Annotated in this window: 21 protein-coding genes; 12 read left to right on the plus strand and 9 right to left on the minus strand. The window is 44.8% G+C overall.

Annotation, left to right across the window (positions count from 1 at the left end):
- Nucleotides 1–5: 5 nt before the first annotated feature.
- The 7 genes from MZ182_RS19360 to MZ182_RS19390 all read left to right on the plus strand — a co-directional run bounded on the left by MZ182_RS19360 (nucleotide 6) and on the right by MZ182_RS19390 (nucleotide 9676).
- A complete protein-coding gene (locus tag MZ182_RS19360) occupies nucleotides 6–2855 on the plus strand; it encodes a molybdopterin-dependent oxidoreductase (protein WP_011791098.1) in 2850 nt (949 codons plus the stop codon).
- A gap of 26 nt (nucleotides 2856–2881) precedes the next feature.
- On the plus strand, nucleotides 2882–3478 hold the full coding sequence (fdh3B, locus tag MZ182_RS19365) for a formate dehydrogenase FDH3 subunit beta (RefSeq protein WP_011791099.1): 597 nt from the start codon (nucleotides 2882–2884) through the stop codon (nucleotides 3476–3478).
- Nucleotides 3479–3527: 49 nt separating this feature from the next.
- Complete coding sequence (locus MZ182_RS19370) at nucleotides 3528–4556, plus strand: formate dehydrogenase subunit gamma (RefSeq protein ID WP_011791100.1); 1029 nt, start codon at nucleotides 3528–3530, stop codon at nucleotides 4554–4556.
- A gap of 387 nt (nucleotides 4557–4943) precedes the next feature.
- On the plus strand, nucleotides 4944–5144 hold the full coding sequence (locus tag MZ182_RS19375; RefSeq protein ID WP_011791101.1) for a twin-arginine translocation signal domain-containing protein: 201 nt from the start codon (nucleotides 4944–4946) through the stop codon (nucleotides 5142–5144).
- A gap of 17 nt (nucleotides 5145–5161) precedes the next feature.
- Complete coding sequence (locus MZ182_RS19380) at nucleotides 5162–8014, plus strand: molybdopterin-dependent oxidoreductase (RefSeq protein ID WP_025007997.1); 2853 nt, start codon at nucleotides 5162–5164, stop codon at nucleotides 8012–8014.
- A 29-nt stretch (nucleotides 8015–8043) separates the two neighbouring features.
- Complete coding sequence (gene fdh3B / locus MZ182_RS19385) at nucleotides 8044–8613, plus strand: formate dehydrogenase FDH3 subunit beta (RefSeq protein ID WP_248066704.1); 570 nt, start codon at nucleotides 8044–8046, stop codon at nucleotides 8611–8613.
- A gap of 79 nt (nucleotides 8614–8692) precedes the next feature.
- Nucleotides 8693–9676: a formate dehydrogenase subunit gamma gene (locus tag MZ182_RS19390; protein WP_011791104.1), complete on the plus strand. Its 984-nt coding sequence runs from the start codon at nucleotides 8693–8695 to the stop codon at nucleotides 9674–9676.
- A gap of 93 nt (nucleotides 9677–9769) precedes the next feature.
- Here MZ182_RS19390 and MZ182_RS19395 read toward each other — a convergent pair whose 3' ends face one another.
- The 3 genes from MZ182_RS19395 to MZ182_RS19405 all read right to left on the minus strand — a co-directional run bounded on the left by MZ182_RS19395 (nucleotide 9770) and on the right by MZ182_RS19405 (nucleotide 13220).
- Nucleotides 9770–11827: a TonB-dependent receptor gene (locus MZ182_RS19395; protein ID WP_025007996.1), complete on the minus strand. Its 2058-nt coding sequence runs from the start codon at nucleotides 11825–11827 to the stop codon at nucleotides 9770–9772.
- A gap of 330 nt (nucleotides 11828–12157) precedes the next feature.
- On the minus strand, nucleotides 12158–12796 hold the full coding sequence (locus MZ182_RS19400; RefSeq protein WP_248066706.1) for a class I SAM-dependent methyltransferase: 639 nt from the start codon (nucleotides 12794–12796) through the stop codon (nucleotides 12158–12160).
- A 70-nt stretch (nucleotides 12797–12866) separates the two neighbouring features.
- Nucleotides 12867–13220 carry a hypothetical protein gene (locus MZ182_RS19405; protein WP_025007994.1) on the minus strand — a complete coding sequence of 118 codons (354 nt, stop codon included), beginning with the start codon at nucleotides 13218–13220 and terminating at the stop codon, nucleotides 12867–12869.
- Between the two features lie 306 nt (nucleotides 13221–13526).
- On the opposite strand from MZ182_RS19405, the gene MZ182_RS19410 reads away from it, so the two are divergent.
- Complete coding sequence (locus MZ182_RS19410; RefSeq protein WP_248066708.1) at nucleotides 13527–15647, plus strand: putative bifunctional diguanylate cyclase/phosphodiesterase; 2121 nt, start codon at nucleotides 13527–13529, stop codon at nucleotides 15645–15647.
- Nucleotides 15648–16010: 363 nt separating this feature from the next.
- On the opposite strand, the gene MZ182_RS19415 is transcribed toward MZ182_RS19410, so the two are convergent.
- Both MZ182_RS19415 and MZ182_RS19420 read right to left on the minus strand, forming a co-directional pair.
- Nucleotides 16011–16616, minus strand: a complete 606-nt coding sequence (locus MZ182_RS19415) for a tRNA-uridine aminocarboxypropyltransferase (protein ID WP_248066710.1) — start codon at nucleotides 16614–16616, stop codon at nucleotides 16011–16013.
- Nucleotides 16617–16739: 123 nt separating this feature from the next.
- On the minus strand, nucleotides 16740–17948 hold the full coding sequence (locus MZ182_RS19420) for a multidrug effflux MFS transporter (protein ID WP_061783363.1): 1209 nt from the start codon (nucleotides 17946–17948) through the stop codon (nucleotides 16740–16742).
- A gap of 113 nt (nucleotides 17949–18061) precedes the next feature.
- On the opposite strand from MZ182_RS19420, the gene MZ182_RS19425 reads away from it, so the two are divergent.
- Entirely contained in the window at nucleotides 18062–19033 is a 972-nt protein-coding gene (locus tag MZ182_RS19425; protein ID WP_011791111.1) for a LysR family transcriptional regulator, read from the plus strand.
- Between the two features lie 102 nt (nucleotides 19034–19135).
- Here the strand turns inward: MZ182_RS19425 and MZ182_RS19430 are convergent, their stop codons facing one another.
- Nucleotides 19136–21007, minus strand: coding sequence for a methyl-accepting chemotaxis protein (locus MZ182_RS19430; RefSeq protein ID WP_014611743.1), 1872 nt, complete (start codon nucleotides 21005–21007; stop codon nucleotides 19136–19138).
- 362 nt (nucleotides 21008–21369) lie between these two features.
- Between MZ182_RS19430 and MZ182_RS19435 the strand changes: the two genes are divergently transcribed.
- Nucleotides 21370–21699: a hypothetical protein gene (locus tag MZ182_RS19435; protein WP_011791113.1), complete on the plus strand. Its 330-nt coding sequence runs from the start codon at nucleotides 21370–21372 to the stop codon at nucleotides 21697–21699.
- 9 nt (nucleotides 21700–21708) lie between these two features.
- Here MZ182_RS19435 and MZ182_RS19440 read toward each other — a convergent pair whose 3' ends face one another.
- Both MZ182_RS19440 and MZ182_RS19445 read right to left on the minus strand, forming a co-directional pair.
- Nucleotides 21709–23163, minus strand: a complete 1455-nt coding sequence (locus tag MZ182_RS19440) for a DUF4145 domain-containing protein (RefSeq protein WP_011791114.1) — start codon at nucleotides 23161–23163, stop codon at nucleotides 21709–21711.
- 34 nt (nucleotides 23164–23197) lie between these two features.
- Nucleotides 23198–23905, minus strand: a complete 708-nt coding sequence (locus MZ182_RS19445; RefSeq protein ID WP_011791115.1) for a hypothetical protein — start codon at nucleotides 23903–23905, stop codon at nucleotides 23198–23200.
- Between the two features lie 189 nt (nucleotides 23906–24094).
- Between MZ182_RS19445 and MZ182_RS19450 the strand changes: the two genes are divergently transcribed.
- Both MZ182_RS19450 and MZ182_RS19455 read left to right on the plus strand, forming a co-directional pair.
- Complete coding sequence (locus tag MZ182_RS19450; RefSeq protein ID WP_011791116.1) at nucleotides 24095–24625, plus strand: DUF2780 domain-containing protein; 531 nt, start codon at nucleotides 24095–24097, stop codon at nucleotides 24623–24625.
- Between the two features lie 97 nt (nucleotides 24626–24722).
- Nucleotides 24723–25181 carry a TerB family tellurite resistance protein gene (locus tag MZ182_RS19455; protein WP_248066713.1) on the plus strand — a complete coding sequence of 153 codons (459 nt, stop codon included), beginning with the start codon at nucleotides 24723–24725 and terminating at the stop codon, nucleotides 25179–25181.
- On the opposite strand, the gene yjeH is transcribed toward MZ182_RS19455, so the two are convergent.
- A complete protein-coding gene (gene yjeH, locus MZ182_RS19460; protein ID WP_011918453.1) occupies nucleotides 25164–26426 on the minus strand; it encodes an L-methionine/branched-chain amino acid transporter in 1263 nt (420 codons plus the stop codon). The genes MZ182_RS19455 and yjeH overlap by 18 nt on opposite strands.
- Nucleotides 26427–26576 lie beyond the last annotated feature (150 nt).

Here is a 26576-nt window from a genome sequence, read left to right on the forward strand (position 1 = left end):
GTGTGATGCGATTAACCCGCAAAACAGATCAGGTTGTCGAGCCTAAAGCATCGACCCTGGGTCTCAATCGTCGCCAATTCTTAAAATCGGCAGGTCTTGCCACTGGTGGTATCGCCGCAGCTTCAATGCTGGGTACAGGCATGATGCGTAAAGCAGAAGCCAAAGATATCCCTCACAACGTTCCAACCGAAGTTAAACGTACCATTTGTTCTCACTGTGCTGTGGGCTGTGGTATCTATGCTGAAGTACAAAACGGTGTGTGGACAGGTCAAGAACCCGCATTCGATCACCCATTCAACGCCGGCGGCCACTGTGCTAAAGGTGCAGCACTGCGTGAGCATGGTCATGGTGAAAAACGCCTGAAATACCCAATGAAGTTAGAAGGCGGAAAATGGAAAAAGATCTCTTGGGATCAAGCCATTAATGAAGTAGGCGATAAAATGGCCTCTATTCGTCAAGAATCTGGCCCAGACTCTATCTACTTCATGGGTAGTGCCAAGTTCTCAAACGAACAAGCTTATTTATATCGCAAATTTGCGGCACTGTGGGGAACGAACAACGTCGACCATTCAGCCCGTATTTGTCACTCTACCACGGTAGCTGGTGTTGCTAACACTTGGGGCTACGGTGCGCAAACCAACTCAATCAACGATATTCGTAACTCTAAGTGCATTATGTTTATTGGGGCAAACCCCAGTGAAGCACACCCAGTTGCCATGCAGCATATTTTGATTGGTAAAGAACGCGGTGCCAAAATCATCGTAGTTGATCCACGTTTCACCCGTACTGCAGCGAAATCTGACGAGTACGTGCATATCCGTCCTGGTACAGATATTCCCTTCATTTATGGTCTGTTATGGCACATATTCGAAAACGGCTGGGAAGATAAAGAGTTTATCAAGCACCGCGTTTACGGTATGGATCGCATCCGCGAAGAAGTGAAAAAGTACACCCCAGAAGAAGTTGAAAATGTGGTGGGCGTACCTAAAGCCCAAATGTATCGTGTTGCCAAGATGATGGCTGAAACTAAACCTGGCACCATTGTTTGGTGTATGGGTGGTACGCAGCATCACGTCGGTAACTCGAACACCCGTTCATACTGCATGTTACAACTCGCTTTAGGTAACATGGGTGTTCCTGGCGGCGGTACTAACATTTTCCGTGGCCACGATAACGTACAAGGTGCAACCGACTTTGGTTTGTTATTTGATAACTTACCCGGTTATTACGGTTTAACTACCGCCGCATGGGATCACTGGGCCAATGTATGGGATCTCGATCCTAAATGGGTCTCAAGCCGTTTCGACCAAGGTGAATACTTAGGTCAAACACCACAAACTTCAACAGGTATCCCATGCTCTCGTTGGCACGATGGCGTGTTAGAAGATAAAACCAAGATAGCGCAGAAAGACAATATTCGTCTGGCGTTCTTCTGGGGACAATCTGTCAACACTGAAACCCGTGGCCGCGAAGTGCGTGAAGCACTGAACAAAATGGATACCGTCGTTGTTGTCGATCCATTCCCAACGATGGCAGGTGTAATGCACCAACGTCAAGATGGTGTTTATCTGCTGCCTGCTGCAACCCAGTTTGAAACCTATGGTTCTATCTCTGCAACCAACCGCTCAGTTCAGTGGCGCTCTAAGGTAATAGAGCCGCTGTTCGAATCACTGCCAGATCATGTGATCATGTGCAAACTCGCTAAGAAAGTGGGTATTGATAAAGAGTTGTTCAAACAAATCAAAGTCAATGGTGATGAGCCTTTGATTGAAGATATTACCCGTGAATTTAACAAAGGTATGTGGACTATCGGTTACACCGGACAAAGCCCAGAACGTTTAAAAATGCACCAAGAAAACTGGGGCACTTTTGATGCTGACAGCTTAGAAGCTCCAGGCGGTCCAGCCAAAGGTGAGACCTATGGTTTACCTTGGCCTTGTTGGGGGACACCAGAGATGAAACATCCTGGAACCCAAATTCTGTATAACGAAGCCAAGCATGTTAAAGACGGCGGTGGTAACTTCCGCGCTCGTTATGGTGTTGAGCATGAAGGCAATAATATTCTTGCTGAAGGGACTTACTCTAAAGGCAGTGAGATCCAAGATGGTTATCCTGAATTTACCGCCGATATGCTTAAGCAATTAGGTTGGTGGGATGACCTAACAGCAGACGAGAAAAAACACGCCGAAGGCAAAAACTGGAAAACGGATATTTCTGGCGGTATCCAACGTGTTGCTATCAAACACGGCTGTATCCCTTACGGTAACGCTAAAGCTCGTTGTATTGTCTGGACATTCCCTGACGATATTCCACGCCACCGCGAACCACTTTACACGCCTCGTCGTGACTTAGTTGCTAAATACCCAACCTACGAAGACCGTATGGTTGCGCGTCTACCGACGCTGTATAAGTCAATTCAAGACAAGGATTTTGCTAAAGACTTCCCACTGGCACTCACATCAGGCCGTCTAGTGGAATACGAAGGTGGTGGTGAAGAATCCCGTTCTAACCCTTGGTTAGCTGAACTACAACAAGAAATGTTCATCGAAATGAACCCTGCTGATGCAGCGGATCGCGGTATTCGTGACGGTGATAATGTTTTTGTTCATGGTCCAGAAGGCGCCAAAATCACGGTTAAGGCAATGGTAACACCACGCGTAATTGCTGGTGAATGTTTTATGCCATACCACTTTGCAGGGGTGTTTGAAGGTGAAAGTCTCGCGAAAAACTATCCAGAAGGCACAGTGCCTTATGTGATAGGCGAATCCGCAAACACCATTTTAACTTATGGCTACGATGTTGTGACTCAGATGCAAGAAACTAAGTCCAGCCTCTGCCAAATTAGCAAAGCCTAACCTACTTGATGAGGAGATAAGCCATTATGGCAGTCATGAAATTTCTATGTGACACCAAACGCTGCATCGAGTGTAACGGTTGCGTCACTGCATGTAAGAACGAAAACGATTCCGCTCTCGAGTGGGGTATTCAACGTCGCCGCGTGGTGACAATTAACGATGGTCAACCCGGTGAAGCATCGATTTCAGTGGCATGTATGCACTGTACCGATGCGCCATGTATGGCCGTGTGTCCAGCAGATTGCTTCTACAGAACCGATGACGGCATAGTACTGCACAACAAAGATACCTGTATCGGTTGTGGTTACTGCTTCTATGCTTGCCCATTTGGTGCACCGCAATTCCCGAAAAAGACTGCTTTTGGTAGCCGCGGCAAAATGGATAAGTGTACTTTCTGTGCCGGTGGCCCAGAAGAAACCTTCTCCGAAGCCGAGCGTAAAAAATACGGTGCAAACCGTATTGCTGAAGGCAAATTACCTATGTGTGCGGAGCTTTGCGCAACCAAAGCACTGCTTGCTGGTGATGCGGGAGTGGTATCTAACATCTACCGTGAACGTATGGCCTCCCGTGGCAATCCTAACGTGATTTGGGGCTATAACCCAAAAACCGGTGAGATAAACTAAGCAGAGCGAGGGTTAGGGAGTCATCCCTAACCTCTGGCAAGGAGTGACAATGTTAAACAAACAGTTAAACAAATCACTGCGTAGTCTGTTTGCTCTGTTAGTGCTAGTCATGGGATTGGGATTGGGTTCAGTAATGAGCTCAAGCCCAGTTCAAGCAAGTGATCAGCAATCGAGTCAACAACAGGCGAAAGCGCAAACCAGCGATGCCGACCTTTGGCGTGCGGTAAAAGCTGGCGATGCCGGCTATACCACTGCAAAAGGTGTCGAAACTGGGGTGTTGATTAACGTTGCCGGTAACCAAGGAAAAGAACTGAGGAATGAATACTTAACTCCCGTGATGGCGCTAGCTGTGACTGGAGTATTTGGTGCTTTCTTAGTGTTTTATTTGGTGAATGGTCCTTCAAAACTTAGCCATGGCTTTTCGGGTAAGTTAGTAGCTCGTTGGTCTAAAGCGGATCTATGGATCCACTGGATAATGGCAACAAGCTGCTTAGCACTGATGTTTACAGGCTTAACCATTATGTTGGGACGGCATGTAATACAACCTCTGCTTGGGCCCGACCTATGGGCGCCATTGATCTACGGCAGTAAAACGATTCACGATTGGGCGGGTCCCGTCTTTATCGTGGCTTGGGCGTTCTGCGTGGTGAAATGGATGCCGCTTCAAACCTTTAAGATGTATGATCTAAAATGGTTTTTAGTCGTCGGTGGTTATATCAACTTTGGCCCATTCAAAGGTAAACATCCTGACAGTGGTTTTGCCAACGCTGGTGAAAAAATGTGGTTCTGGACACTGACCTTATTCGGTCTATTTATCAGTGTTTCCGGCATCATGTTAGTCTTACCCGGCTTAGACTTACCCCGTGAAGCCTCAATGGCAGCACTACTGATCCACGCCATCAGTGCAGTCATCCTAATTGCCTTTACCATAGTGCATATTTGGATGGCGACGGTACTCAGTGAAGGCGGTATGGAGTGTATGGTGTCAGGTTATTGTGATGAAAACTGGGCAATCCAGCACCACAACCTCTGGTATGACGAGATCAAAGCTAACGGCAGCTTAAAATATAAAGACTAGGTAAAACGCAGCTTTTTTTACCACTAAAAACACCCCTTTTTACGGGGTGTTTTTTTATCCCGCTCAAAATACACCACAAAAAATCAACAATTTACATAATAGTAACACACAGCATTCATTTATGATTTGAGTGAACTTTATACTCCAAACTATGAGCAAGTTAACGCTTTTAGATAACCATGTGCTATTTCAAGTCCGCAAACTGTTCTAGATCAATTCCCCGCACAATCGTTCCCACTATATTGCCGCCACGCGCGATGATTACCAGCGAACAGGATGATTTCATTATCATTTTCACTTCTAATCTTCACTTTTTGCTAACAAATTTTATGACAACGAAAAGTCGCGCAATTCCAATAAACATAAACCCTAATTTCAGGAGTCAGCATGAAGCAGCAACCCAGCGATTTATCTCGCCGCTCTTTGCTTAAAGCGCTCACCGTTGGAAGTGTAGCGGGTGCCGCTATTGCCGCAACGGGCATAAGCGTGGCACAAGCCAACGAAAGCAGCACGGTAGCCGAAAAGAAATCAAATGGTTACCACGAAACTGCGCATATCACTAGCTATTACGATAGCCTGCGCAGCTAATCTAGGAGAAGTCAGCGATGAAGTTAACTCGCAAGTCCAATATCGCCCCAGTGGCAGACAAACCGACACTCGGCATTAGCCGTCGTCAATTTATGAAGCAAGCTGGTATTGCTACTGGTGGTATTGCTGCAGCCTCACTAATGGGTACTGGCATGATGCGCCGCGTCGAAGCCAAAGAAGTACCACATGATGCGCCAATCGAAGTAAAACGTACTATTTGTAGTGCCTGCGCAGTAGGTTGTGGTTTGTATGCCGAAGTACAAAACGGTGTGTGGACAGGTCAAGAACCCGCATTCGATCACCCATTCAATGCCGGCGGCCACTGCGCTAAAGGTGCGGCACTGCGTGAGCATGGTCATGGTGAAAAACGCCTGAAATACCCAATGAAATTGGTTGATGGCAAGTGGAAAAAAATCTCTTGGGAAGATGCCATTAACGAAGTGGGCGATCAAATGCTCAATATTCGTAAAGAGTCAGGCCCAGACTCAGTGTACTTCATGGGGAGCGCTAAGTTTTCTAACGAAGGTTGCTACATGTACCGCAAGTTAGCGGCAATGTGGGGCACAAACAATATCGACCACTCTGCTCGTATTTGTCACTCTACCACGGTAGCTGGTGTTGCTAACACTTGGGGCTACGGTGCGCAAACTAACTCTTTCAACGATATTCAGAACGCAAATGCCATCTTCCTGATCGGGGCAAACCCTGCGGAAGCGCATCCGGTTTCGATGCAACATATTCTGATCGCAAAAGAAAGAAACAACGCGAAAATCATCGTCGTTGACCCACGTTTCTCTCGCACTGCAGCGCATTCAGACTTGCATTGTGCAATTCGTCCAGGCACTGATATTCCGTTTATCTACGGTATGTTATGGCACATTTTTGAAAATGGTTGGGAAGATAAAACCTTTATCAAGCACCGCGTATTCGAGATGGAAAGTATCCGTGCTGAAGTGAAGAAGTTCCCACCTAAAGAAGTCGAAAACATCACTGGCGTGAGCGAAGCCGATGTCTATCAAGCCGCTAAATTAATGGCTGATAACCGTCCTGGCACGGTAATTTGGTGTATGGGTGGTACTCAGCATCACGTCGGTAACGCGAACACCCGTGCTTATTGTATTCTGCAATTAGCGCTGGGCAATATGGGCGTGTCAGGCGGCGGTACTAACATTTTCCGTGGTCACGATAACGTACAAGGCGCCACTGACTTAGGTTTGTTATTTGATAACTTACCCGGTTACTACGGTTTAACCTCTGCAGCATGGAGTCACTGGACCCATGTGTGGGATCTGGACATGGAATGGGTGAAAGGTCGTTTCGATCAAACCGCCTACCTTGGTAAAGATCCAATGACGACACCGGGTATTCCTTGTTCTCGTTGGCACGATGGTGTGTTAGAAGATAAGAGCAAGTTAGCGCAGAAAGACAATATCCGTATGGCGTTTTTCTGGGGACAATCGGTCAACACCGAAACTCGTCAGCGTGAAGTGCGTGATGCCCTAGACAAGATGGACACAGTAGTGGTTGTCGACCCATTCCCAACAATGGCGGGCGTTATGCACCGTCGTAAGAATGGCGTATATCTGCTGCCTGCAGCAACTCAGTTTGAGACTCAAGGTTCAGTGTCTAACTCAGGCCGTTCAATCCAATGGCGTGAGCAGGTTATCCAACCGTTATTCGAGTCAAAAACCGACATCGAAATCATGTACCGTTTAGCGCAAAAACTCGGCATTGACGAGCAGTACACTAAACGCATCGCCAAAGAAAACGGCTTACCCGTGATCGAAGACATTACCCGCGAAATCAACCGCGGTATGTGGACTATCGGTATGACAGGTCAAAGCCCTGAGCGTATCAAGTTGCACACCCAAAACTGGGGCACCTTCAGCAACAAAACGCTCGAAGCCGCAGGCGGCCCAGCGAAGGGCGAAACCTACGGTCTACCTTGGCCATGTTGGGGTACACCAGAAGCGAAACACCCGGGTACTCAAATTCTGTATAACCAAGCCAAACACGTGAAAGACGGCGGTGGTAACTTCCGTGCTCGTTATGGTGTTGAATACAACGGCCAAAGCATTTTAGCCGACGGCACTTACTCTAAGGGTGCGGAAATCAAAGACGGTTATCCTGAATTTACTGCCGATATGCTCAAGCAATTGGGTTGGTGGGATGATCTGACCGCCGAGGAAAAAGCCGAAGCCGATGGTAAAAACTGGAAGACTGACCTGTCAGGCGGTATCGTGCGCGTGGCAATCAAACACGGCTGTATCCCCTTTGGTAATGCTAAAGCCCGTTGTATTGTTTGGACTTTCCCTGACCAAGTGCCTGTACACCGTGAACCGTTATACACAGCACGTCGTGACTTAGTGGCGAAATACCCAACCTATGACGATATGCAAGTACACCGTCTACCCACATTGTATAAGTCAATCCAAGAAAAGGATTTAAGCGGTAAATACCCACTGGTACTGACCTCTGGTCGCTTGGTTGAATACGAAGGTGGTGGTGAGGAATCTCGTTCTAACCCATGGCTAGCTGAACTTCAGCAGGAAATGTTTGTTGAAATTAACCCTGCCGACGCTGCCGATCGCGGTATTCGTAACGGAGAAAATGTCTGGTTAGAAGGTGCCGAAGGTGGCCGTATCAAGGTGCAAGCTATGGTAACGCCTCGCGTTAAACCAGGCGTGACCTTTATGCCGTACCACTTTGCGGGTGTGATGCACGGTGAGAGTTTAGCGCCGAACTATCCAGAAGGCACTGTACCTTACGTTATCGGTGAGTCTTGTAACACTGCGCTGACCTATGGATACGATCCTGTGACACAAATGCAGGAAACCAAAGCGTCACTCTGTCAGATCGTTAAAGCGTAAGTGCAGCTTAAGCTAGGAGAATTGCCATTATGGCTACTATGAAATTTTTGTGTGATACCAAGCGCTGCATCGAATGTAACGGTTGTGTCACAGCCTGTAAAAACGAAAACGACTCCGCTCTCGAGTGGGGGATCCAACGCCGCCGCGTAGTCACAATCAATGACGGTCAACGTGGTGAAGCATCCATCTCTGTCGCTTGTATGCATTGCTCAGACGCACCCTGTATGGCAGTTTGTCCAGCAAACTGTTTCTACAGAACCGATGACGGCATAGTGCTACATAATAAAGATGCTTGTATTGGTTGCGGTTATTGCTTGTACGCTTGTCCATTTGGCGCACCACAGTTCCCGAAAAAAGGTGCCTTTGGTAGTCGCGGTAAGATGGATAAATGTACATTCTGTGCCGGTGGCCCAGAAGAAAACCACTCAGATGCCGAACGCCAAAAATACGGTGCAAACCGTATTGCCGAAGGCAAGCTACCTATGTGTGCAGAACTGTGTGCCACTAAAGCCCTGTTAGCGGGTGATGCTGAAGTGGTTTCAAGCATCTTCCGTGAGCGTATAGCTTACCGTGGTGCTAAAAACGCGGCTTGGAATTAATTCAGGTCAACAGGATCTGTCCATAGACTTAGCTTAGCGCCTACTTAGGTGGGCGCGACTAAGTGAGAGAGGATGTATGATGAACAAATGGTTCAAACACATAGGCTTAGCCATAGCACTGCTATTTAGTGCTGTGTGTATAGCCAATGGTGGTGATGAACTGGCGACTCAAGTTCAACAGTCTGATGCCCAAATTTGGGCGCAACTGAAGGATGGCGCCACGGGATACACTACCTCACAAAGTGAGTTTCATGCCCAGCCAATCAATACCTATGATTTACGAGTATTGGAGTTACGTAGCGACTGGTTAGCACCCGCGTTAATGGCAGCACTATTCGGTATGATTATTATCTTTGTCTTATTTATCAAGGTGAATGGCATTTCTAAGCTACACCATGGTTTTTCAGGCAAGTTAGTGCATCGCTGGTCTAAGTTTGATGTTTCAATCCACTGGTTAGGCGCGATTCCGTGCTTACTGTTGATTTTAACTGGCTTAACCTTACTGGCAGGTCGTTTCTTCTTCCAACCTTGGTTAAGTGCTGGGATCTGGGAAGCCATTGTCTACGGTGCTAAACAAATCCATGATGTGATGGCGATTCCCTTCATGATAGGTTGGGCATTGATGACCACACTATGGGCGAAAAACCAGCTACCTAAAATGTACGATGTGAAGTGGTTTATGGTGGTTGGTGGTTACATTAACTTCGGGCCATTCAAAGGTAAGCACCCTGACGCAGGCTTTGCTAACGCAGGTGAAAAAATGTGGTTCTGGGCATTTGCCCTGTTCGGGTTGATCATCTCTGCATCAGGTATGCTGTTACTCTTCCCTAACCTGTTCGAACCTAGCCGTACATTAAGCTTAATCGCCCTGGTACTGCACTCAGTGAGTGCTATCGTGATCTGTGCTTTCTCTATCGTGCACATCTTTATGGCAACAGTGATGTCAGAAGGCGGTATGGAATGTATGGTGTCTGGCTACTGTGATGAGAACTGGGCAACCCAACACCACAACCTGTGGTATGACGAAATTAAAGCTAACGGCACGTTAAAATATAAAGAGTGATGCTTGTTAGCTCTACGATAAAAAGAAACCCTCTGTGAGTGATCACAGAGGGTTTTTATTCGAAAAGACTTAATCCTTTATTTCACCCATAACCTAAAAGCTATACATAACCGATACCCCAAGATTGCGTGGATCAATAATAGCGGCATAACCATTAACATAATTAGCACTAGGTGGCTCATTCACTGTCATTGCTTGCTCATCAAACATATTGTTGATAAACCCACTTATTCTCCAGTTATCTTTCTGATAATCGACACTTAAACGAGCAACCACATAATCACCTGCAATCCTTGATTCTGTATTATCAATATCTGCAAAATATTCCCCCACATAGTTACCTGATACGCCAACGGAGAAGGCATCATTTAGCCAATATTTGACCCCAAGGTTCGCCGTCACATGGGGAGCGGAATTAAGTTGATTGCCAACAATATCACCATAACTGGAATCAACTTTTTTGATTTCACTGTCGAGCAAACCAACACCTGTAATCACCTGCCAGTTAGCGGTTAGCATTGCACTTAACTCAGTTTCAATCCCGTAAGTTACTGCTTTATCAACATTAGTAATTTTACGGGCTTGATTGGATGCCTGATAACCATCGAAATCGTTATAGAATAAGTTAGCGCTCAAATTAACATTGCCACCTAAAAACATGCTTCGCGCACTGAGTTCATAGGTATCAACAAATTCCTCATCGTAGTAATAATATTCGCTTTCAGCTAAGGATAAGGCTCCACCCCCAGAGTTATAACCACGGCGAGCACTGGCAGCTAAGGTGGTATTGTCCGTGATGGCGTATTGCAATACCAACTTAGGCAAGGTAATGGTGCTGTCGTTATCGAGTTTTTCCTCAAGCTGAGTACCACGATATAACATCGAAAAATTCCGTTTTTGCTCATCGCGCATCACGCGACCGCCTACAGTAAGCCAAAGCGACTCGGCTAAACCATAGGTTAACTCACCATAAATGGATAAAGAGGAACTGCTGTCATCACCCGTATAAACAGAACTTCCTGTACTACCAAAATCTTGGCTACGTTCATAATACGCAAGCCCGATAAATCCGTTAAAATCACGGTCATTTAAGCCAAAACTATATTTACCATCAACGGTATAGCTCTCGTCTTTCATATCAACATATTGCTGTGCTGTTACTAAAGCCTCATAGGACTTAGAACCCCAGTCATAGTCCATATAAGCCACAACCAAGTCTAACGCTCTACCCGAACCTAAGTCATAGTCAACTTTGACTGAATGCGTTGTCGATTCTGTTTCAATATAACGTTGGAGAATCGGTCGATATGCCCATGGATCATCACCTGAAAAATAGTTACGACCCGAATCACCTTTTTCGTCGTTATAGGAAAAGCTATAAAGAACTTTGAGCTCCTCGATAGCGCTTGGCTGCCATAAAAATTTGCCACGCCAACGGTTTGTAATTAACTCATTTAGATCAAACGGGGCAGGGTTGGTTTCATATACCAATCCCTTATTATAGGTCTCTCCTGTCACGTTTTGGCCACTTAGCCTAAACGCTAACTCATCGTCTAAAATAGGACCGGATACCATTACAGCACTGTCGACATAGTTATTCTGATCTCGGTAGCCTAAACGTGCAGCGCCACGCCAATCAAATGTCGGATCCTCTGTTTTGATAAATACAGTGCCACCAATACTATTACGGCCATTGATCGTCGACTGAGGACCTCGAAATACTTCAACTTGCTGTATATCCCATAAACCTGTATCACCAGTAAGATCGGCAACAAAAGGTTCAGCAACACCGTCGACAAGTGTAGAAACCCGCGCCCTAGCACCACCGGTAAAAGAGTTAAATCCAGAGGCGGAGCCATTCCCGGAAACACCGCGAATATCAGGCACAGAGCCAGTCAGCACGACGACGTTAGGGATTTCAGATAATGCATCTGACACAGATTGATACTGACCGCTATCCAGTGAATCCTTGTCGATAACAGAAACAGATGAGGTGGTGTCTTTCAAGCTACGCTCAATTTTTTCACCATATACGGTAATTTTTTCAATGGGTTCCGTTGATTCTGCTTCAACTGCTGCATAAGTAGAAGAGACTCCCAAACTCGAAATAATAGCGGCGATAATATTTTTCTTAAATGCCCGGTGTTCCATGAAAATCCTCAAATGACTGTAAGTGATAGAAAGCTGTTAACTAAGATAACAACCGTTTAAATGAAAATAATCTTAAAACTAACTGAGAAGGATTATCATTTATATTGTCATCAAAAGGTGTGATTGATATCAAATTCAGAATACGACTGAGTCGCTAGATTTAGCGTTACGGGAAGCGGTATGCGAGATGTCATTGGCAATAGATGAGTACCACGACTTATCAAATGTTAATCATCTGATAAATAAAAACATTAAATCAGTGTTCAACTTATCTTAAATTCATATCTTCAGATAACTTGGGGATATAAAGGCAAAAGCGATATAACAGAATCAACAGAGCTTGTGAAAGAACACAACATCTTTATCGACAAGCTCCAACCGCCAATCATATTTGCGGGCAATCCAGTTGAAGGTCGCTTCGGAATAAAAATTGATATGGGTAGGATCATTTTTATAATGCCATGTAGAAAAAGCGCTAGGATTGTACACCCGCTTAGTCATCACAGCCAAAATACCTTTAGGTTTTAATAGCTTGTCAAGCTGATTGAGCAAGCCTGCAGCATCACTGACATGCTCAATAACTTCAGTTAAGCTAATAAAATCATATTGAAGAGTTAATGTTGTAGGATCATTGGCGTAATAAATATCAAAATTTGCAACCTGATAACCACGGTCCTTCGCCATCAAACTAAGTGCCATTCCCTCACCGCAGCCAAAGTCGAGACCTTTGGAGGAAGGTTCAAAACGGGCGAGTAATGGGTCGAGTATTCGGTTTAAAAAACGCTGATAGCCGACGTCATAGGGAGAGTTTTCGTGTTTATCATACTCCGCTTTTTCTGCCTCGGCTGAAAGATAGAACTCAGGCGGTACAATAACGAGTTGACAAATTTGGCATTGATCGTAACAGCGTTTTTTATCTTGATGGTAAGCAACTAATTCAGTGCTATGGCATAAGGGACAGATATTCAAAAATAATTCCTACAGATTGTAGATGGTCGATTCAAGTTAATCGGCATTTCTATAACGGCAGAGATAACTATCAAGGCTTAGGGATTATTTTACGCTCTTTTGCGACCGCATCTTTAGCTTCACGTAAATATTTTTGCTCACGGCTCTCCCTTTCATCAAATTGCTTCTTTGCCTTTATTTTTTGCTGCTCTTCCCACTCATTGGTTTGGAGTGTTCCACTAACTTTTTCTTCCCGCTCAACGGTTTCTTTCGCTGCTTTTCGAGCTTTATCTAATTGAAGTTGTTCTACTTGCAAAAAGTCGATTCGTGCTTTATCCGCCTTTTGCTCTAGGATTAATTGAGGTTTTTGCTCATCTGCATTTGCAGTGGGTAGAAAAAGAGCCAAACTCAATACGAACCAAATAAGTGATTTCAATAATGCCATTATCCCTACCTCATTTATTGAAAATGCCAACCTATGACCTTTATTATCACGCTCACCGCACTCGATACCCAGCGTCCAACATAGCATAATATTTTATGAATATTAGGTTATTCAGCATGGTTTACCCCATAATCAGGGTAAAGATAAGTGTTAAACTACAGTTTTTTATTTTTCTATTTGAGTGAAACACTAATTAGGTTTATTTTTAACCCCACTTAAATAATGTACTATTTAGGCAATTTCTTTATAAACGAAATACCTATGGAATGGGATGTGACTCGTGAGAGTTACCAGGGAGTATCCTGAATGATTAGATGGCAACACTTACTCAATAAACTCAGTACGGACGATCCCGTATTGCGAGAAAAGCTGTCTCTTTGGCAAACCCATCCCGATCAAACACCGCTAGCACTTATCCAAGGTTTTAGCTTTATCAGCGCCAACCGCGCAACGTTAAATTATTTTGGCACTCATTACGATGCGTTTGTGAATGCAACACCCTATGATTTCTCACCGAGAATCCAATCATCTGGGCGTAATAGTGTTGAATTTGCTAGAGAAATGATACTCGAAGCTATCGCGGGTAATCATGTCGAATTTAATTGGTTACATTTAAACCAACAAGGTCGCGAGCTGCCAACACGCATTAATTTATATCGATGCTATCTCCAGCAACAACCCGTGGTACTCGTCGAACTACAAGCTCTTAACCGTCGCAATCACGTGCGAGAGGCCATTACAGATGGTTTTGCTCACATTCCTAAAGAAATACTATCAACAACCTTAGAGGAAAGTGCCGAAGCCGTTTATATCACAGATGACGATAACCGCATCCTTGCCGTTAACAAAGCCATGTGCCGTATTTGTGGGTATAGCGCAGAGCAACTGATTAGCCATACGCCTGCAATGTTAGAATCTCGCAATCTTAGCCAAGGTGAAGAAACCGACTGTCAACTGGCGATAAAACAACGTGGTTCTTGGCAAGGTGAAACACTTAAAAAGCGTTCAAATGGCAGCACTTTTCCTGCATGGCAAAGTAGCCGCCGAATTGTGGTTGATGGGGAAACCCCTTACCACGTTAATATTTTTAGTGATATCAGCACCCAAAAGCAGTTGGAGACCCAACTCACCACTCGGGCCATGTATGATACGCTGACAGGCTTACCCAACCGTTTTCACTTAAAACAATTACTTAATAGCGCGCTAGAAAAATTACAAACCGACCCAAATCTCTTAGGCGCTTTGATGTTTTTAGATCTCAATGGTTTTAAAAATATCAACGACAGCTTTGGCCACTCAATGGGTGATAGGGTTTTACAATTGGTTGCAGCAAGGCTAGAAGCCGGTTGTATCGAAAAAGCCGATATTGCCCGCATGGGAGGAGATGAATTTACCCTTATACTTCAAGGCTGTAGCTGTAAAGAAGAAATTCAACTCTTTGCTGAACAAATTCTGAGTCTATTTGACAGCCCTTTTGAAATCGAAGGGCAAAAATTCTTCCTTGGCACAAGTATTGGTATTGCTCTTTTCCCTACCCATAGTGATCAGGCAACGCAATTAATAAGCTTGGCAGATACCGCCATGTACTGTGCTAAAAAGAGCCCGCCACATTTAGTGTTTTATGACAAATCAATGAGTCAAGCGGCTGAAATAAAGCTGAAACTGATTAATAGTTTAAGACATGCGCATAGCCTAAAACAGTTCAAATTAGTTTATCAGGCTATCGTAGACTTACACACAAACCAAACCATCGCGGCGGAGGCTTTACTGCGCTGGCAAAAATCTCCCACTGAGCACTATGAGGCTTCAGAATTTGTCCCACTACTCGAAGAAACAGGGTTAATTGTTAACATCGGCCAATGGGTACTCGAACAAGCCTGCCAACAAGCAACACTTTGGCGATCACAGTATCAATCTGATTTTAAAATTTCGGTCAATGTCTCACCACTACAGCTAGAGCATGTCGATTTTGTTGAACAAGTGATAAATGCCTTAGAAATGGCAGCGCTACCCGCCGATGCATTGATTTTAGAGATCACCGAATCAGCACTGCTGCGTCAACCTGAACAAGCGAGATTAACGCTTAATCGCATCAAATCACTAGGTGTTAGTATTGCCATTGATGACTTTGGGACAGGACTATCTTCACTTAGCCGCTTGGGTACCTTACCGATTGATAGCGTAAAAATAGATGCAGAATTTGCCCTACGTTTAAACGATATCTCAGGGCAAAAGCTCTGCTATGCCATCGTGCAATTGGCACAGGCGCTAGATATTCATTTTGTGGCGGAAGGAATTGAAACACAACAACAAAAAGACATCATGACCGACATGGGACAAGGATTTGCTCAGGGATTTTTATTTGGTTACCCCAGTGCTGTCGAACACTTCACCCAAACCTTTTTAGTCGAAAAACACATCGCCTAGCATCAAACTTGGCGTGTTGGTCGCCCTTACAGCCCCAAAAAAGTTCACGGCTTGTTATTTGGCTATCGGAAACAACTGGATTATTTATGCTTGCGGTAAAACACTTAGGGTAGGCTCGATAGCCCTGCCAGCACACCATCAAAAAAATGGAATCACTCCCCTGCAAAGCAATTGGCTGGCAAAGCTATCTCATCATTTGCAGTGCAAATGAATCGTGCCTATTAAACCGCGTTTTGCATTAAGTTAGCGTGATCTGAATAAGACTTTTGCTAATTTTATTCGTACGATAGCTCAAAAAATCGATAACTTAAAAGCACTTATCTATATCTAAATATTCTAACAAGCCAGTTCATATCGTTGGATTTATTCACTAAATTCACGATAGCGAACCTGAATCTCAGGTGGCATAGCCTTTATACGCATCTCCACCATGGCATCAAAAGCCGTGATGACAGGCGCAACATTGAGCAAAGGGTCAAGTGCGCTTAGCATATAAGCACTGGCTTCTAAGGTCGATAAACTATCGTTACGGCTTGATTTGCGGATCTTGTATCTTGACTCATAGCCCTCAGTTAAATGCACCGCAGGATATTCGTTTAGCCAAGGATTAAGCTGTAGCATTTTAAAGGCTTTACGCCAGGTACCATCAAGTAACAACAATACGCAATTAGGGCTAATATCTTGCGCTTCAACGCTCACACTATTATCCGAAGGATAGACAAGATAAATGGGCTGATCATGCTTAGTTAAGTCATTACGCAACTCACTAAAATCATGTTCATCTTCACCCACATAGATTTGAGTCTCTGGTACTGCAAGGCTTAACACCCGTACACTATTTTTCTTATGCTCAACCTCACTGGGATGCTGTAAAACGACCAATCGCGTCGAAGGATAAATAGGTTGAATACTCCTACAAAGGCAGGAATTTAATGGATAGCGACAAGCAACACAATAGTGACGGGTCAAATCTTATTCTCTACTAAACCGTGTATCGCAGGAGTATATCAAAGGATGATAAATCAGCAGGCACAATAAAAAATGCCCGCAGCTTATGGTCAAACTTGCTGCGGGCAAAGGGTATTCAGGTATTTAATGTGAGTGGTGTAACTGCTCCTGATGCCAATGGTCGAAGCGACTCAACGCCATCATCAATAATAAGCCAATAGAAAATACGCCCATCACTAGAGCAACTGCGTAAGGCGCCGTTAAATTTGTTTGTTGAACGAGTCCTGTTAATACTGATGCACCGCTCATCTGGATAAATCCAAGCATGGCAGCAGCAGTACCAGCCCGCTCGCCAAAGGCAGATAAAGCCATGCTAGTAGCAGGACCGAGCAATAGCGCAAAACCGATACATAACAGCATCATAGGTAGCATAAAAGCAAAGGCACCAGCCATTCCCGCGCTTGGACCAAATTGCTGAGCCCCAAGAATAAAGATTGCGGATAGAACAAGTAACGATAGGGCTAAGATCACCGTTGGGCGGTTACCTAATTTACGAATAACGACTGGCGCCGCAAAACAAGCCACAATATTAACTAACGCATTGAGACCAAACAGACCACTAAAAGCCAGTTCAGATACGCCTAAGTGGCCTATTAACCATACTGGCGAATAAGAGACATAGCTCAAAATGGCAGCCATAGCCGACATACAGGCAAAGGCATAAAACAAAAAGTGGGTATTGCTTAATACTGGTTTATATCGACCCCAACGGTATAAAGGTCCTGTCGTGACTGTATTAGCGGGGCGAGTTTCGGGCAAACGATAACCCACCACGAGCATCATCAACATCGCATATAAGGTCATAAATACGAAGGTCGAACGCCAGCCAAATTGCATCGCTAACAGTCCACCTAATGTCGGAGCAAGTGCTGGAATCACACAAATTGCGCCATTTAAATAACTGTAAATCTTAGCGCCTTCTTTTTGCGTGTAACAATCACGGACCGCACTAAACACCACAATTGACGTCGAACAGGCGGCCAATCCCTGTAATACGCGAGCAATTTGCAACCAATGAAACTCGATAGCCGCTGCGGCTAAAAGGCTGCTTGCGCCGTAAAGTAACACACCAAATAATGCCACAGGCCGACGACCATAGCGGTCCGCCAATGGGCCAATAAGCACTTGCCCTAACCCCATGGCAAATAAAAACAATACCAGAGTCGATTGAACTTCACTGGCGGATACGGCGAATTCTGCTGCCATAGTTGGCATTGAAGGTAAATAAATATCAATGGCCAATGGGCTAAGCAGCACCATAGACATGAGGATAGGTAATAGATTGCGCCGCATAAATAATCTCAGTTGATCAGGTAAAGGTATTTCAGTGGGCGCTATTTTAAATAAATCAAGGTATGAACAGAAATGGTATAATTTCCAAAGTGAATTTCCTTTTAGGAATATCTATGAACTTAGATAACTTAGCCAGAATCGATCTTAATCTGTTGGTCATACTCAAAGTTCTCCTCGAGGAACAGAGTGTGACAAGAGCTGCTAGCCGACTACATATCAGTCAATCGGCTCTAAGTAAGAGTTTGAATAGACTGCGAGAAACCTTAGACGATCCGCTATTCCAACGTACCGCACACGGCCTAAAACCGACGGCGCATGCCCTGAATCTTGGGCAAAAACTCCCGAATATTTTGCAGGACTTGTATCAACTAACTCAACCACCGACTTTTAATCCAGCAAGCAGCAACAGACAATTTTCCTTCGCCATGGTCGAAAGTGCCTACGAAACCTTAATTCCTTATTTTATCGGCCCTTTGCTGAATACCGCACCCAATATCAAGCTAGACTCCTATGTCTGGACTGAAAAATCCATGCATGATCTACAGCAAGGGCAAATTGATTTTGGGATTTCTGGTCGCGACTTACACCCGCTTTCCGATCCACAAATAGACCGGTTACCCGAAGGCATTGCCTGCCAAACATTGTTTACCGATGAGCAAGTGTGTCTTATTCGAGAAGATCATCCATCAATGGCTGCCCTTATGTCAGCGCAATGGAATTTATCACTTTATCTCGATATGGCCCATGTACAAGTACGCTGTGAAGGGAGCGATTGGTGGGCTTTGGATTACTTTCTTGCAGATCTCGGACATAGGCGAAAAATCAGCACTACTGTGCCAGATTTTTATGGTGCAGCCAGCGTCTGCGCCCACAGTGATTTAATCTTTACACTACCCTCAAGTTTTGCTCGCCATGCTTGCCAACTTTATCCGTTAAAACAAATTCCCCTCCCCTTTGAATTTATGCCTATGGCCTATGTACTCTTATGGCATCAAAGAAATGATGAAGATCAAGGGCATAAATGGATTAGAGAAACGATTTGTCAGAGTGTTGCTACATTATTCAATCCGCTTGATATCACCTAACAACTCCAATTATCTCCTGTTATTTCAAGGTGACAAAAACTAAGCCCGATAAAGCAAAAGCATTATCGGGCTTAATATCAAGCTAACAATTAATCATCGTGTTTAAAGGATAAACGTTGCAACTTGGGCATTCAGATCATTTGCGCGCGCTTTAAGTGCCTTAGCCTGAGCTAAGTCAGCCATAGCAGAGGCCGTGATCTCATCGGTTACATCCTTAATCGCTACGGTATTTTGAGTAATTTCACCCGTGACTTGAGTTTGCTCTTCCGCAGCGGTGGCAATCTGCCCAGCCATATCTGAAATCACATTCACAGCTTGGGTAATTTCTTCCAAGGCTTTCGCCGCTGCGTTAGCATCCTCGACACTGTTACCCGCAAGGGCTTGACTACTTTCCATCAGAGTGACAGCCCTAGCAGTAGTGCGTTGCAGTGTTTCAATTGTGGTATGCACTTCTTGGGTCGAATCTTGCGTGCGGCGCGATAAGACTCGCACTTCATCCGCAACAACGGCAAAACCTCGTCCCTGCTCACCCGCACGAGCCGCTTCAATTGCGGCATTAAGCGCCAGTAAGTTAGTTTGCTCTGCAATCCCTTGAATTGTGCCCAGAATGCTCGAAATAGACTGAGCGTGACGGCTCAAATCACCAATCACATCGGTTGCTTGAGAAACCTCATTAGCAAGTGAGTTAATCGAGTTACGGGTTTTATGCACTAAGTCCTTACCCTGTAAACTACTCGCCGCCGATTGCTGCGCCGCAGTCGCAGTATTCTCTGCATTAGCTGCAATCTCATTAGTGGCACTTGCCATTTCAGTCACCGCTGTGGCAACCATAGCGACCTCCTGCTGCTGACGTTGTAACTCAGAAACGGAAGTTTGCGTAGTGGTTAGACTACGTTCAGCATCCGCATCTAATTCGTTAGCTAAGTGGCGAATATGGCTGATAAGCTGATGTTGACTCCCCACAAAACGATTAAAGCTGTCAGCAAGTACACCCACTTCATCTTGAGTGTCGACTTCGATACGCTGGGTTAAATCACCATTACCATCAGCGATGCGAGCTAAGGCTTGAGATACTCGACTCAAAGGACCTAAAAGCACATTAACAAGCCACGAAATCGCTAATACACTCAATAACAAAACTAATGCCGATAATCCAAGCTGCACCAATAGCAAACGAGTGAGCGGTGCTTCTAAGGTCTCCTTATCAAGCACTAATACTAGCTCCCAATCAGTATTAGGGATATCGACAGCCCAAACTAACTTATCTCTGCCTTCATGCTCAAAATGCATAGAGAGCAGCTCGCCAACTTTACGGCTTTGTTCAGGCAGATTATGGTTTAGGTTACTGTCAATATTGCTGATGGGTTGCATCGCCTTGGTGGGATCTTTATAAGCAATAACAGTCCCATCCTTATGTATCATGATGGCATAACCATTTGCGGGTAATTTCATCCGATTCACACTGTCCACCAGACTGGCAATCGATAAATCCCCACCAACAACACCAGTAGGAATTGCCTGCGCCATAGTCACAACCAAGATGTTATAGGCGACATCCATATAGGGTTTAGTCAGAATAAGGCCACGCTCTTTAACCGCTTGCTGATACCAAGCGCGGCTACGAGGGTCATAACCTGTACGATCAATACTGGGATCAGAATCCAACATTTGCCCTGTTTGAGCACCAAAATAGGTCAACTGAAACCGACCCGATGCTTGAGCTTGTTGCAATGTGTTTAAAGTGTCACCTTCAACCTTGCTTGCAAGTGCTCCAACAATATCTTGACGCCCAGATAGCCATTCTTGAATACGCTCAGCCTGTTGATCGCCTAGCCGCTGAACCTGCTCGAGGCTGTTCTGTAACAGTAGGGATTTTTGACTGGAATAGCTTTGCCATGACAATAAACCAATCACGAGCGAAAGGGCGATTACCACCGAAATGAGGATTTTCTGTTTGAGCGAGTATGAGTTCATATTGGCGTCTATTATTAGTGACAAGGGATAGCTGGGCAAACTAATCGGTATTGCTGAACCATGGTAATAAAGTTACATAGGTGGCAGAAAACCTATCAGAAATTGACCAGAATTTTCGCATATTTTGTATAACAAACAAAGAAATCACTTTTAGTATCATGATCTACCATTCATATAAAACATGAAATCAACCAATGAAATCAAAATAAACACACATTCCATGCTCAATAGTTACATTTCATAAAAAGTAACAACAACAGGATCTCTGTGGACGTAAAAGAACGTAAATTAACCAAGTTTAACGTGACCCCTCGCTTTTTTTTATTGCACACTAAACGTCCACTGCCTATTTAGGAGTTCTTATGATTTATCAACAGTTCCAACAGAGCCCAATGCAGACCCGAATTTCTGGCCCACGGGCTTGGTTAGCCATGGCGCTCAGTGTAAGCCTTATCTGCTTATCACTGTTTTTACTTCCTTTTGTGCTGTTATTCGGCGCAATTACACTAGGGTGCTTAGTATTATTTAGCCGTATTTATGTCGCGCGCCAATTGGCAAAATTTAATCGAGCGCACACGCAGACAACTCATACTACTGAGTCAACGGGTTATTCATCTCCCCATATTGTTCGTGAGCCACACGCGACTCATCATCAAGGACGCACTTTTGAGCATCAAGAGGATGAGCGTTAATTGACGGATTTAGGCAAGTAAAGTCTGCGCGCGCTTAAGGCTGTGGATCTCTGCGGGATCGACTGTCATTTCGAGTACCTTATCTACTTGTAATGCCAATGAAAGCCAAAGAGGTTCGATAATCTCAGCCTCCTTTTCATTGGCATAACGCCGAGCTAAATTCAGTAATGCCGCTGCACCAACCACATCAATTCTGCCCAACATCCCATCGGCTAATGCCATACTCAGCTCTATCATTGCAGGAACGCTATGACCATATTTGATCACTTCACGCAAATAATGCTCAGCTTGGGTTAAATCGCTACCGAATGCATTGTCATCGTTGAGCATATGTTGTGCCCGCATAAACATGGCATCTAACTGTCCTTGCTCTGCGGCTTCAGCCATCCAATATTCGCTAGCGATAGGATCTCGAGAACAACCCTCGCCATTAGCGAGCATTAATGCCAGATGATACTGGGCATGGGGATAGCCAGCCTGCGCCGCTTTATGAATAAAGTGATAGGCTTGAGTCAAATCTTCACGCTGATAATGTAATACGCCAAGGTTTGCCATGGCCTCCGCTTGTTCACCATCGGCTGCACGCTGTAAATATTGCTGCGCTAGCTCTAAATCCTGAGCCAATGACTCACTGCCCACTAGATAAAAATACCCTAAAAGTGCCATCGCATTAACAACACCGGCCTCTGCCGCAACAGCAATAGCTTGTTCTCCCTTAGCAATATCTGGCACGCCTTGATAACCGTGGATCAGTGCAACGCCATGCTCGTACAAAGCGTCCATATTTTTGGGTGCCGCAAGGGAAAACCAATAAGCCGCCTTCGCAAAAGTATCCGCCGCTTGGGCACTCACATTATTAGTTAACTCCGCATGCGTGGCCAAAACATCATCGGCTTGATCAGCCCAAGAAAGCGCTTGATCCTTAAGCATAAAAGCCTTTGTTTTTAGCGAAATACCTACCAAATATTGAGCATTAGGATCATCTTCCATCACAGCGCGATAGCAGAGGTCTTTAACCGTTACTGAATCACTCGCTTTGTATTGATACCTAGGAGCAACACATCCTGCCACCTTAGGATATAAGTGCTCAACTAATGTCAGTACATCTTTAATCGTTTTTTGGGCTAAAGCGAGTAATTGCTCTTGGGTAAGATGATATTTTTCTGGATGGGCGCCACGGTTACCGTCGGCACGTAAGCGGTGTAAGGCACGGGTTGTTTTAACATCAATCAGGCGTTTTTGGTTTAACTGCTCGATACGGTCATACAAATTGGGGCTTGAGAACTCAATCCGCTTATCTTGCCCCAACAACTCGGTCAGCTTATGTGTAAAACTGCGAATATGCAGTAATGACTGAGTCGGTACGTCCTTAACATAATTTTTTGCACAGAGGTAATCATCGACAAGATTGGCGGAAAAACCTTGGATAAAATCACTATCCTTTATCACAACCTTAGTCGCCATCGATGCTTACCTCTATAGGGAGTACTCGCTTACCTTATTCGACTGTCGGTTTTTTAGATACCATATACAAACGAAATAGGGCCAAATTAACGAATAAACCAATAAAGGACATAAAAGTATCTACCAGCATTTGCAAAGGTAAACCGCCCATAGCTGCAATACTCGCTAACTGACTACTGATCACTGCCAATGGCAAATAAAGCATTAATAATGCGATTGTTTTTAATACGATTGGGCCACTAAAACTGAAGCTTCCTTTTATGGCTTCCAGTGGCGTTAAGCGTTCGACCACCACCATAAAGTTCACATAGGCTAAACGGGCAAAGAGATAAAAACTGATCACGAGTCCTATCAACCACATTGGGCCAAAAGCAGCAAATAACATCACTGGCGCCAAAATCGCTAGACCAGAGAATACCCCTGCGAGTAATAACGGCGGCACAAAAGGTAAGCTGGCTTTCAACACCATACCAGCAGAAGGATGATGCCCCTGAGAACGGAGTTCTAAAAACAATGTTAAGGCTGCGATCAATACCGAGAAAGTAAGGAGTAACAGCATCATCGCAAGCATATGTGGCGCGCCAAACTGAGGATTTTCAAGATCGGCTTTACTCATCTCAGCCCCAAGCCATAGCTGAATACCCACTTGAATTAACAGCAATGGCACTGTCAACATGGCAAGTTGCACGAGATGATTACGGAAAAAGTTATAGGCTTCGGTTAAAATTGCGGATAGTGACATGCGACTTTCCAAAATAATTGAAATAAATTAACACAGAGAATTGCCGCTAGGATACCGAAAATCCCGGACCAATGCACAGCAGAAATCACCAGTGTGAACAGGAAATCACAGAAAACTACTGCAACAACGACATCAAAGCCGCTAAACTGTCTCCTTTAATTGCGCGCAACACCTTAAAGGACACCTCATATGAAACACGTCATCACGCTATCTCTTCTCCTTGGCACCTCTATTATGGCCACACCCGTTCATGCTGGTTGGTTAGATAATCTAGCGGGTACTCAAGCCAAAACCGAACAGACAGTCGCAACTGTTAATGCAACCCAATCCAATGAACTGGTGGGTAATGTGATGTCTCAACTGGGCTTAAACCAAACCCAAGCAGAAGGTGGATTAGGCAGTTTATTAGGGCTTGCACAATCTAGCCTTGGTTCGAGCGATTATTCAACATTGGCTGCCAGCATTCCTAATGCCGAGAGTCTGTTGGCCGCAGCCCCTAAACTTGATGCAAACTCAGGCGTATCGGGCTTGTTATCTAAAGCTGGCAATCTCGGTTCATCGCTCCAAGGTGGTGCTATGGTATTAGATGCTTTCGAAAAACTGGGGATCTCACAAGAACTCGCTATGCCAATGATCAATATTGCGAAGTCATACCTTGAAACCAATGGCACAGAGGGCACATCGGATCTACTGATGAAAGGCCTAAATTCCTTACTCTAATGGCCGTAGCCACCCTAAACCATAGTTGTTTAGGGTGAACTTTTACACCTTAAATCACTCTACCTAATATCCTCTTTAGCATGAGAAAAGCCTTTCTATGATTGCGAAACTAAAGCGATTTATTCAATCACACACCCAAGCCGTCTCCCCTGAAGATAAGGCGCATCAGCTTAAATTAGCCGCAGCCAGCATGTTATTAGAAGTCGTTTTTGCCGATGAAACATTGGCCGCTGAAGAAATGGCACTGTTGCCTAAGCTCCTTACCGATACCCTGTCGATGACAGATGACGATGCCAACGCTCTTATCGATGATGCTAAACAAGTACAAGGTAATGCAACATCACTCTTTGAATTTACGAGCGCTATCAATGCCGAATTTAACCTAGAGCAAAAGCAACAACTGTTATTGGCAATGTGGCAACTCGCTTATGCCGATGGACAATTATCCCAATACGAAGACCAAATTATTCGCCGTACCGCTGACTTGTTGTATCTCAAGCACAGTGAACTTATCCAGATGCGGAACCTTGCAATGAATTCAGTCAGGGATAACTAAGCTTTGTTTGCGGCTTATATGCGTCTTTTGCCACCAAAGAAAAGGCGCAACGACTATGACCAATACCAACACATAGGCCATACTAGCACCCAGCGCAATTCCTAACGCCAAACAGAAAACACACCCTAATATGACTAAGGGCAAGTTTTGCTTTGGTAATAATTTAGCCGCAGCTAACATCGCCATCAGATAAATCACCACAAAAACGCCATTGCTCCACGCAATCAGATGCTCTAATTCCTGCCCAGTCAAATAGGTTAACACCATCACGCTTGCCATAACCGAGAGTAATGCCGCCAATGCGCGAATAGGAACACCGTGATTATTTTTGACCGCAAAAAAACGCGGTAAAATGCCATCGCAACTAAAACTCCAGATCAAACGAGCCGCACTCGCCGCATAAACATTTACCGTTGCAAGGCCACTGGCAATGCCTAAAACCCCGATAACTTGAGCGCCATACCCACCAAGCAATTGATCAAAGACACCTATCATGGCAACACTTTCATCCGTAGGCACGAGCAGCAGTAAAAATGTACAAGCAACATAAATAACGCCCACCAGCATAGTCCCCATCATCATCGCCGGGATCATATCCTGCTGTGGCCGACGAAAATCATCGGCAAGATGAGTCATAGCTTCAATACCTAAAAAGCTCCAAAAAGCGATACCCGCAGCAACCATTACGGCTGACATTTGCGGCATTCCGTGGCTAGCAAGTGAAGTCAGCTGCCCAGGCTGTAAGCTACTTGCACCAAATAACATCACCACCACAGCAACTATGCATAGGGTTAAACCAAATTGCAGTTTGGCCGACACTTGAATGCCCCGTAAATTGAGTAAAAATAGTCCCAATATCACCAAAATTTCGCAACCAACCTTAGGCCAACCCTCTAATGGAATAAGTGCATTCACAAATTGAAAAGTCATCAAGATCGCGGCGGGGGCACCAATGGGAACCACCAGCAAAAAAATCAGACCAATAGTACGTCCCGTTGTACGACCAAAGGCTTTTTCAACAAAATAGGCAGGACCTGCAGCATGGGGAAATACACTCGCCAAACGGCCAAACACTAAAGCAACGGGAATAATGGCTAAGGTCAATAACAACCAAGCCACAAGTGCGCCAGAATGGGCTTTTTCGATGGTGATCTGTGGCAAAATAAATACCCCAGTACCCAGTAAAGTGGTCGCCATTAAGCCAGCCCCTTGCCAACGACCTATTGTTCCGCTATGTGCATTCATCAGTTAATATTCAATGATTTTTGAGTCGACAGTATAATGAGATTTTACGCCACAATCTGCCGTGAATTTCTGTGTTATCCACGCCCTACACAAGCAAAATCACGGAAAATGGGATTATTCCCATCAAAATGACGGCCGACTTAATATTCG

Source organism: Shewanella sp. JNE2 (assembly GCF_023159115.1).
GTDB lineage: Bacteria > Pseudomonadota > Gammaproteobacteria > Enterobacterales > Shewanellaceae > Shewanella > Shewanella putrefaciens.

What these genes read in the sequence shown, in the direction of transcription:
- MZ182_RS19360 (WP_011791098.1), top strand. Translation starts at nt 6, where the DNA reads ATGCGATTAACCCGCAAAACAGATCAGGTTGTCGAGCCTAAAGCATCG.
- fdh3B (WP_011791099.1), top strand. Translation starts at nt 2,882, where the DNA reads ATGGCAGTCATGAAATTTCTATGTGACACCAAACGCTGCATCGAGTGT.
- MZ182_RS19370 (WP_011791100.1), top strand. Translation starts at nt 3,528, where the DNA reads ATGTTAAACAAACAGTTAAACAAATCACTGCGTAGTCTGTTTGCTCTG.
- MZ182_RS19375 (WP_011791101.1), top strand. Translation starts at nt 4,944, where the DNA reads ATGAAGCAGCAACCCAGCGATTTATCTCGCCGCTCTTTGCTTAAAGCG.
- MZ182_RS19380 (WP_025007997.1), top strand. Translation starts at nt 5,162, where the DNA reads ATGAAGTTAACTCGCAAGTCCAATATCGCCCCAGTGGCAGACAAACCG.
- fdh3B (WP_248066704.1), top strand. Translation starts at nt 8,044, where the DNA reads ATGGCTACTATGAAATTTTTGTGTGATACCAAGCGCTGCATCGAATGT.
- MZ182_RS19390 (WP_011791104.1), top strand. Translation starts at nt 8,693, where the DNA reads ATGAACAAATGGTTCAAACACATAGGCTTAGCCATAGCACTGCTATTT.
- MZ182_RS19395 (WP_025007996.1), bottom strand. Translation starts at nt 11,827, where the DNA reads ATGGAACACCGGGCATTTAAGAAAAATATTATCGCCGCTATTATTTCG.
- MZ182_RS19405 (WP_025007994.1), bottom strand. Translation starts at nt 13,220, where the DNA reads ATGGCATTATTGAAATCACTTATTTGGTTCGTATTGAGTTTGGCTCTT.
- MZ182_RS19410 (WP_248066708.1), top strand. Translation starts at nt 13,527, where the DNA reads ATGATTAGATGGCAACACTTACTCAATAAACTCAGTACGGACGATCCC.
- MZ182_RS19420 (WP_061783363.1), bottom strand. Translation starts at nt 17,948, where the DNA reads ATGCGGCGCAATCTATTACCTATCCTCATGTCTATGGTGCTGCTTAGC.
- MZ182_RS19425 (WP_011791111.1), top strand. Translation starts at nt 18,062, where the DNA reads ATGAACTTAGATAACTTAGCCAGAATCGATCTTAATCTGTTGGTCATA.
- MZ182_RS19430 (WP_014611743.1), bottom strand. Translation starts at nt 21,007, where the DNA reads ATGAACTCATACTCGCTCAAACAGAAAATCCTCATTTCGGTGGTAATC.
- MZ182_RS19435 (WP_011791113.1), top strand. Translation starts at nt 21,370, where the DNA reads ATGATTTATCAACAGTTCCAACAGAGCCCAATGCAGACCCGAATTTCT.
- MZ182_RS19440 (WP_011791114.1), bottom strand. Translation starts at nt 23,163, where the DNA reads ATGGCGACTAAGGTTGTGATAAAGGATAGTGATTTTATCCAAGGTTTT.
- MZ182_RS19445 (WP_011791115.1), bottom strand. Translation starts at nt 23,905, where the DNA reads ATGTCACTATCCGCAATTTTAACCGAAGCCTATAACTTTTTCCGTAAT.
- MZ182_RS19450 (WP_011791116.1), top strand. Translation starts at nt 24,095, where the DNA reads ATGAAACACGTCATCACGCTATCTCTTCTCCTTGGCACCTCTATTATG.
- MZ182_RS19455 (WP_248066713.1), top strand. Translation starts at nt 24,723, where the DNA reads ATGATTGCGAAACTAAAGCGATTTATTCAATCACACACCCAAGCCGTC.
- yjeH (WP_011918453.1), bottom strand. Translation starts at nt 26,426, where the DNA reads ATGAATGCACATAGCGGAACAATAGGTCGTTGGCAAGGGGCTGGCTTA.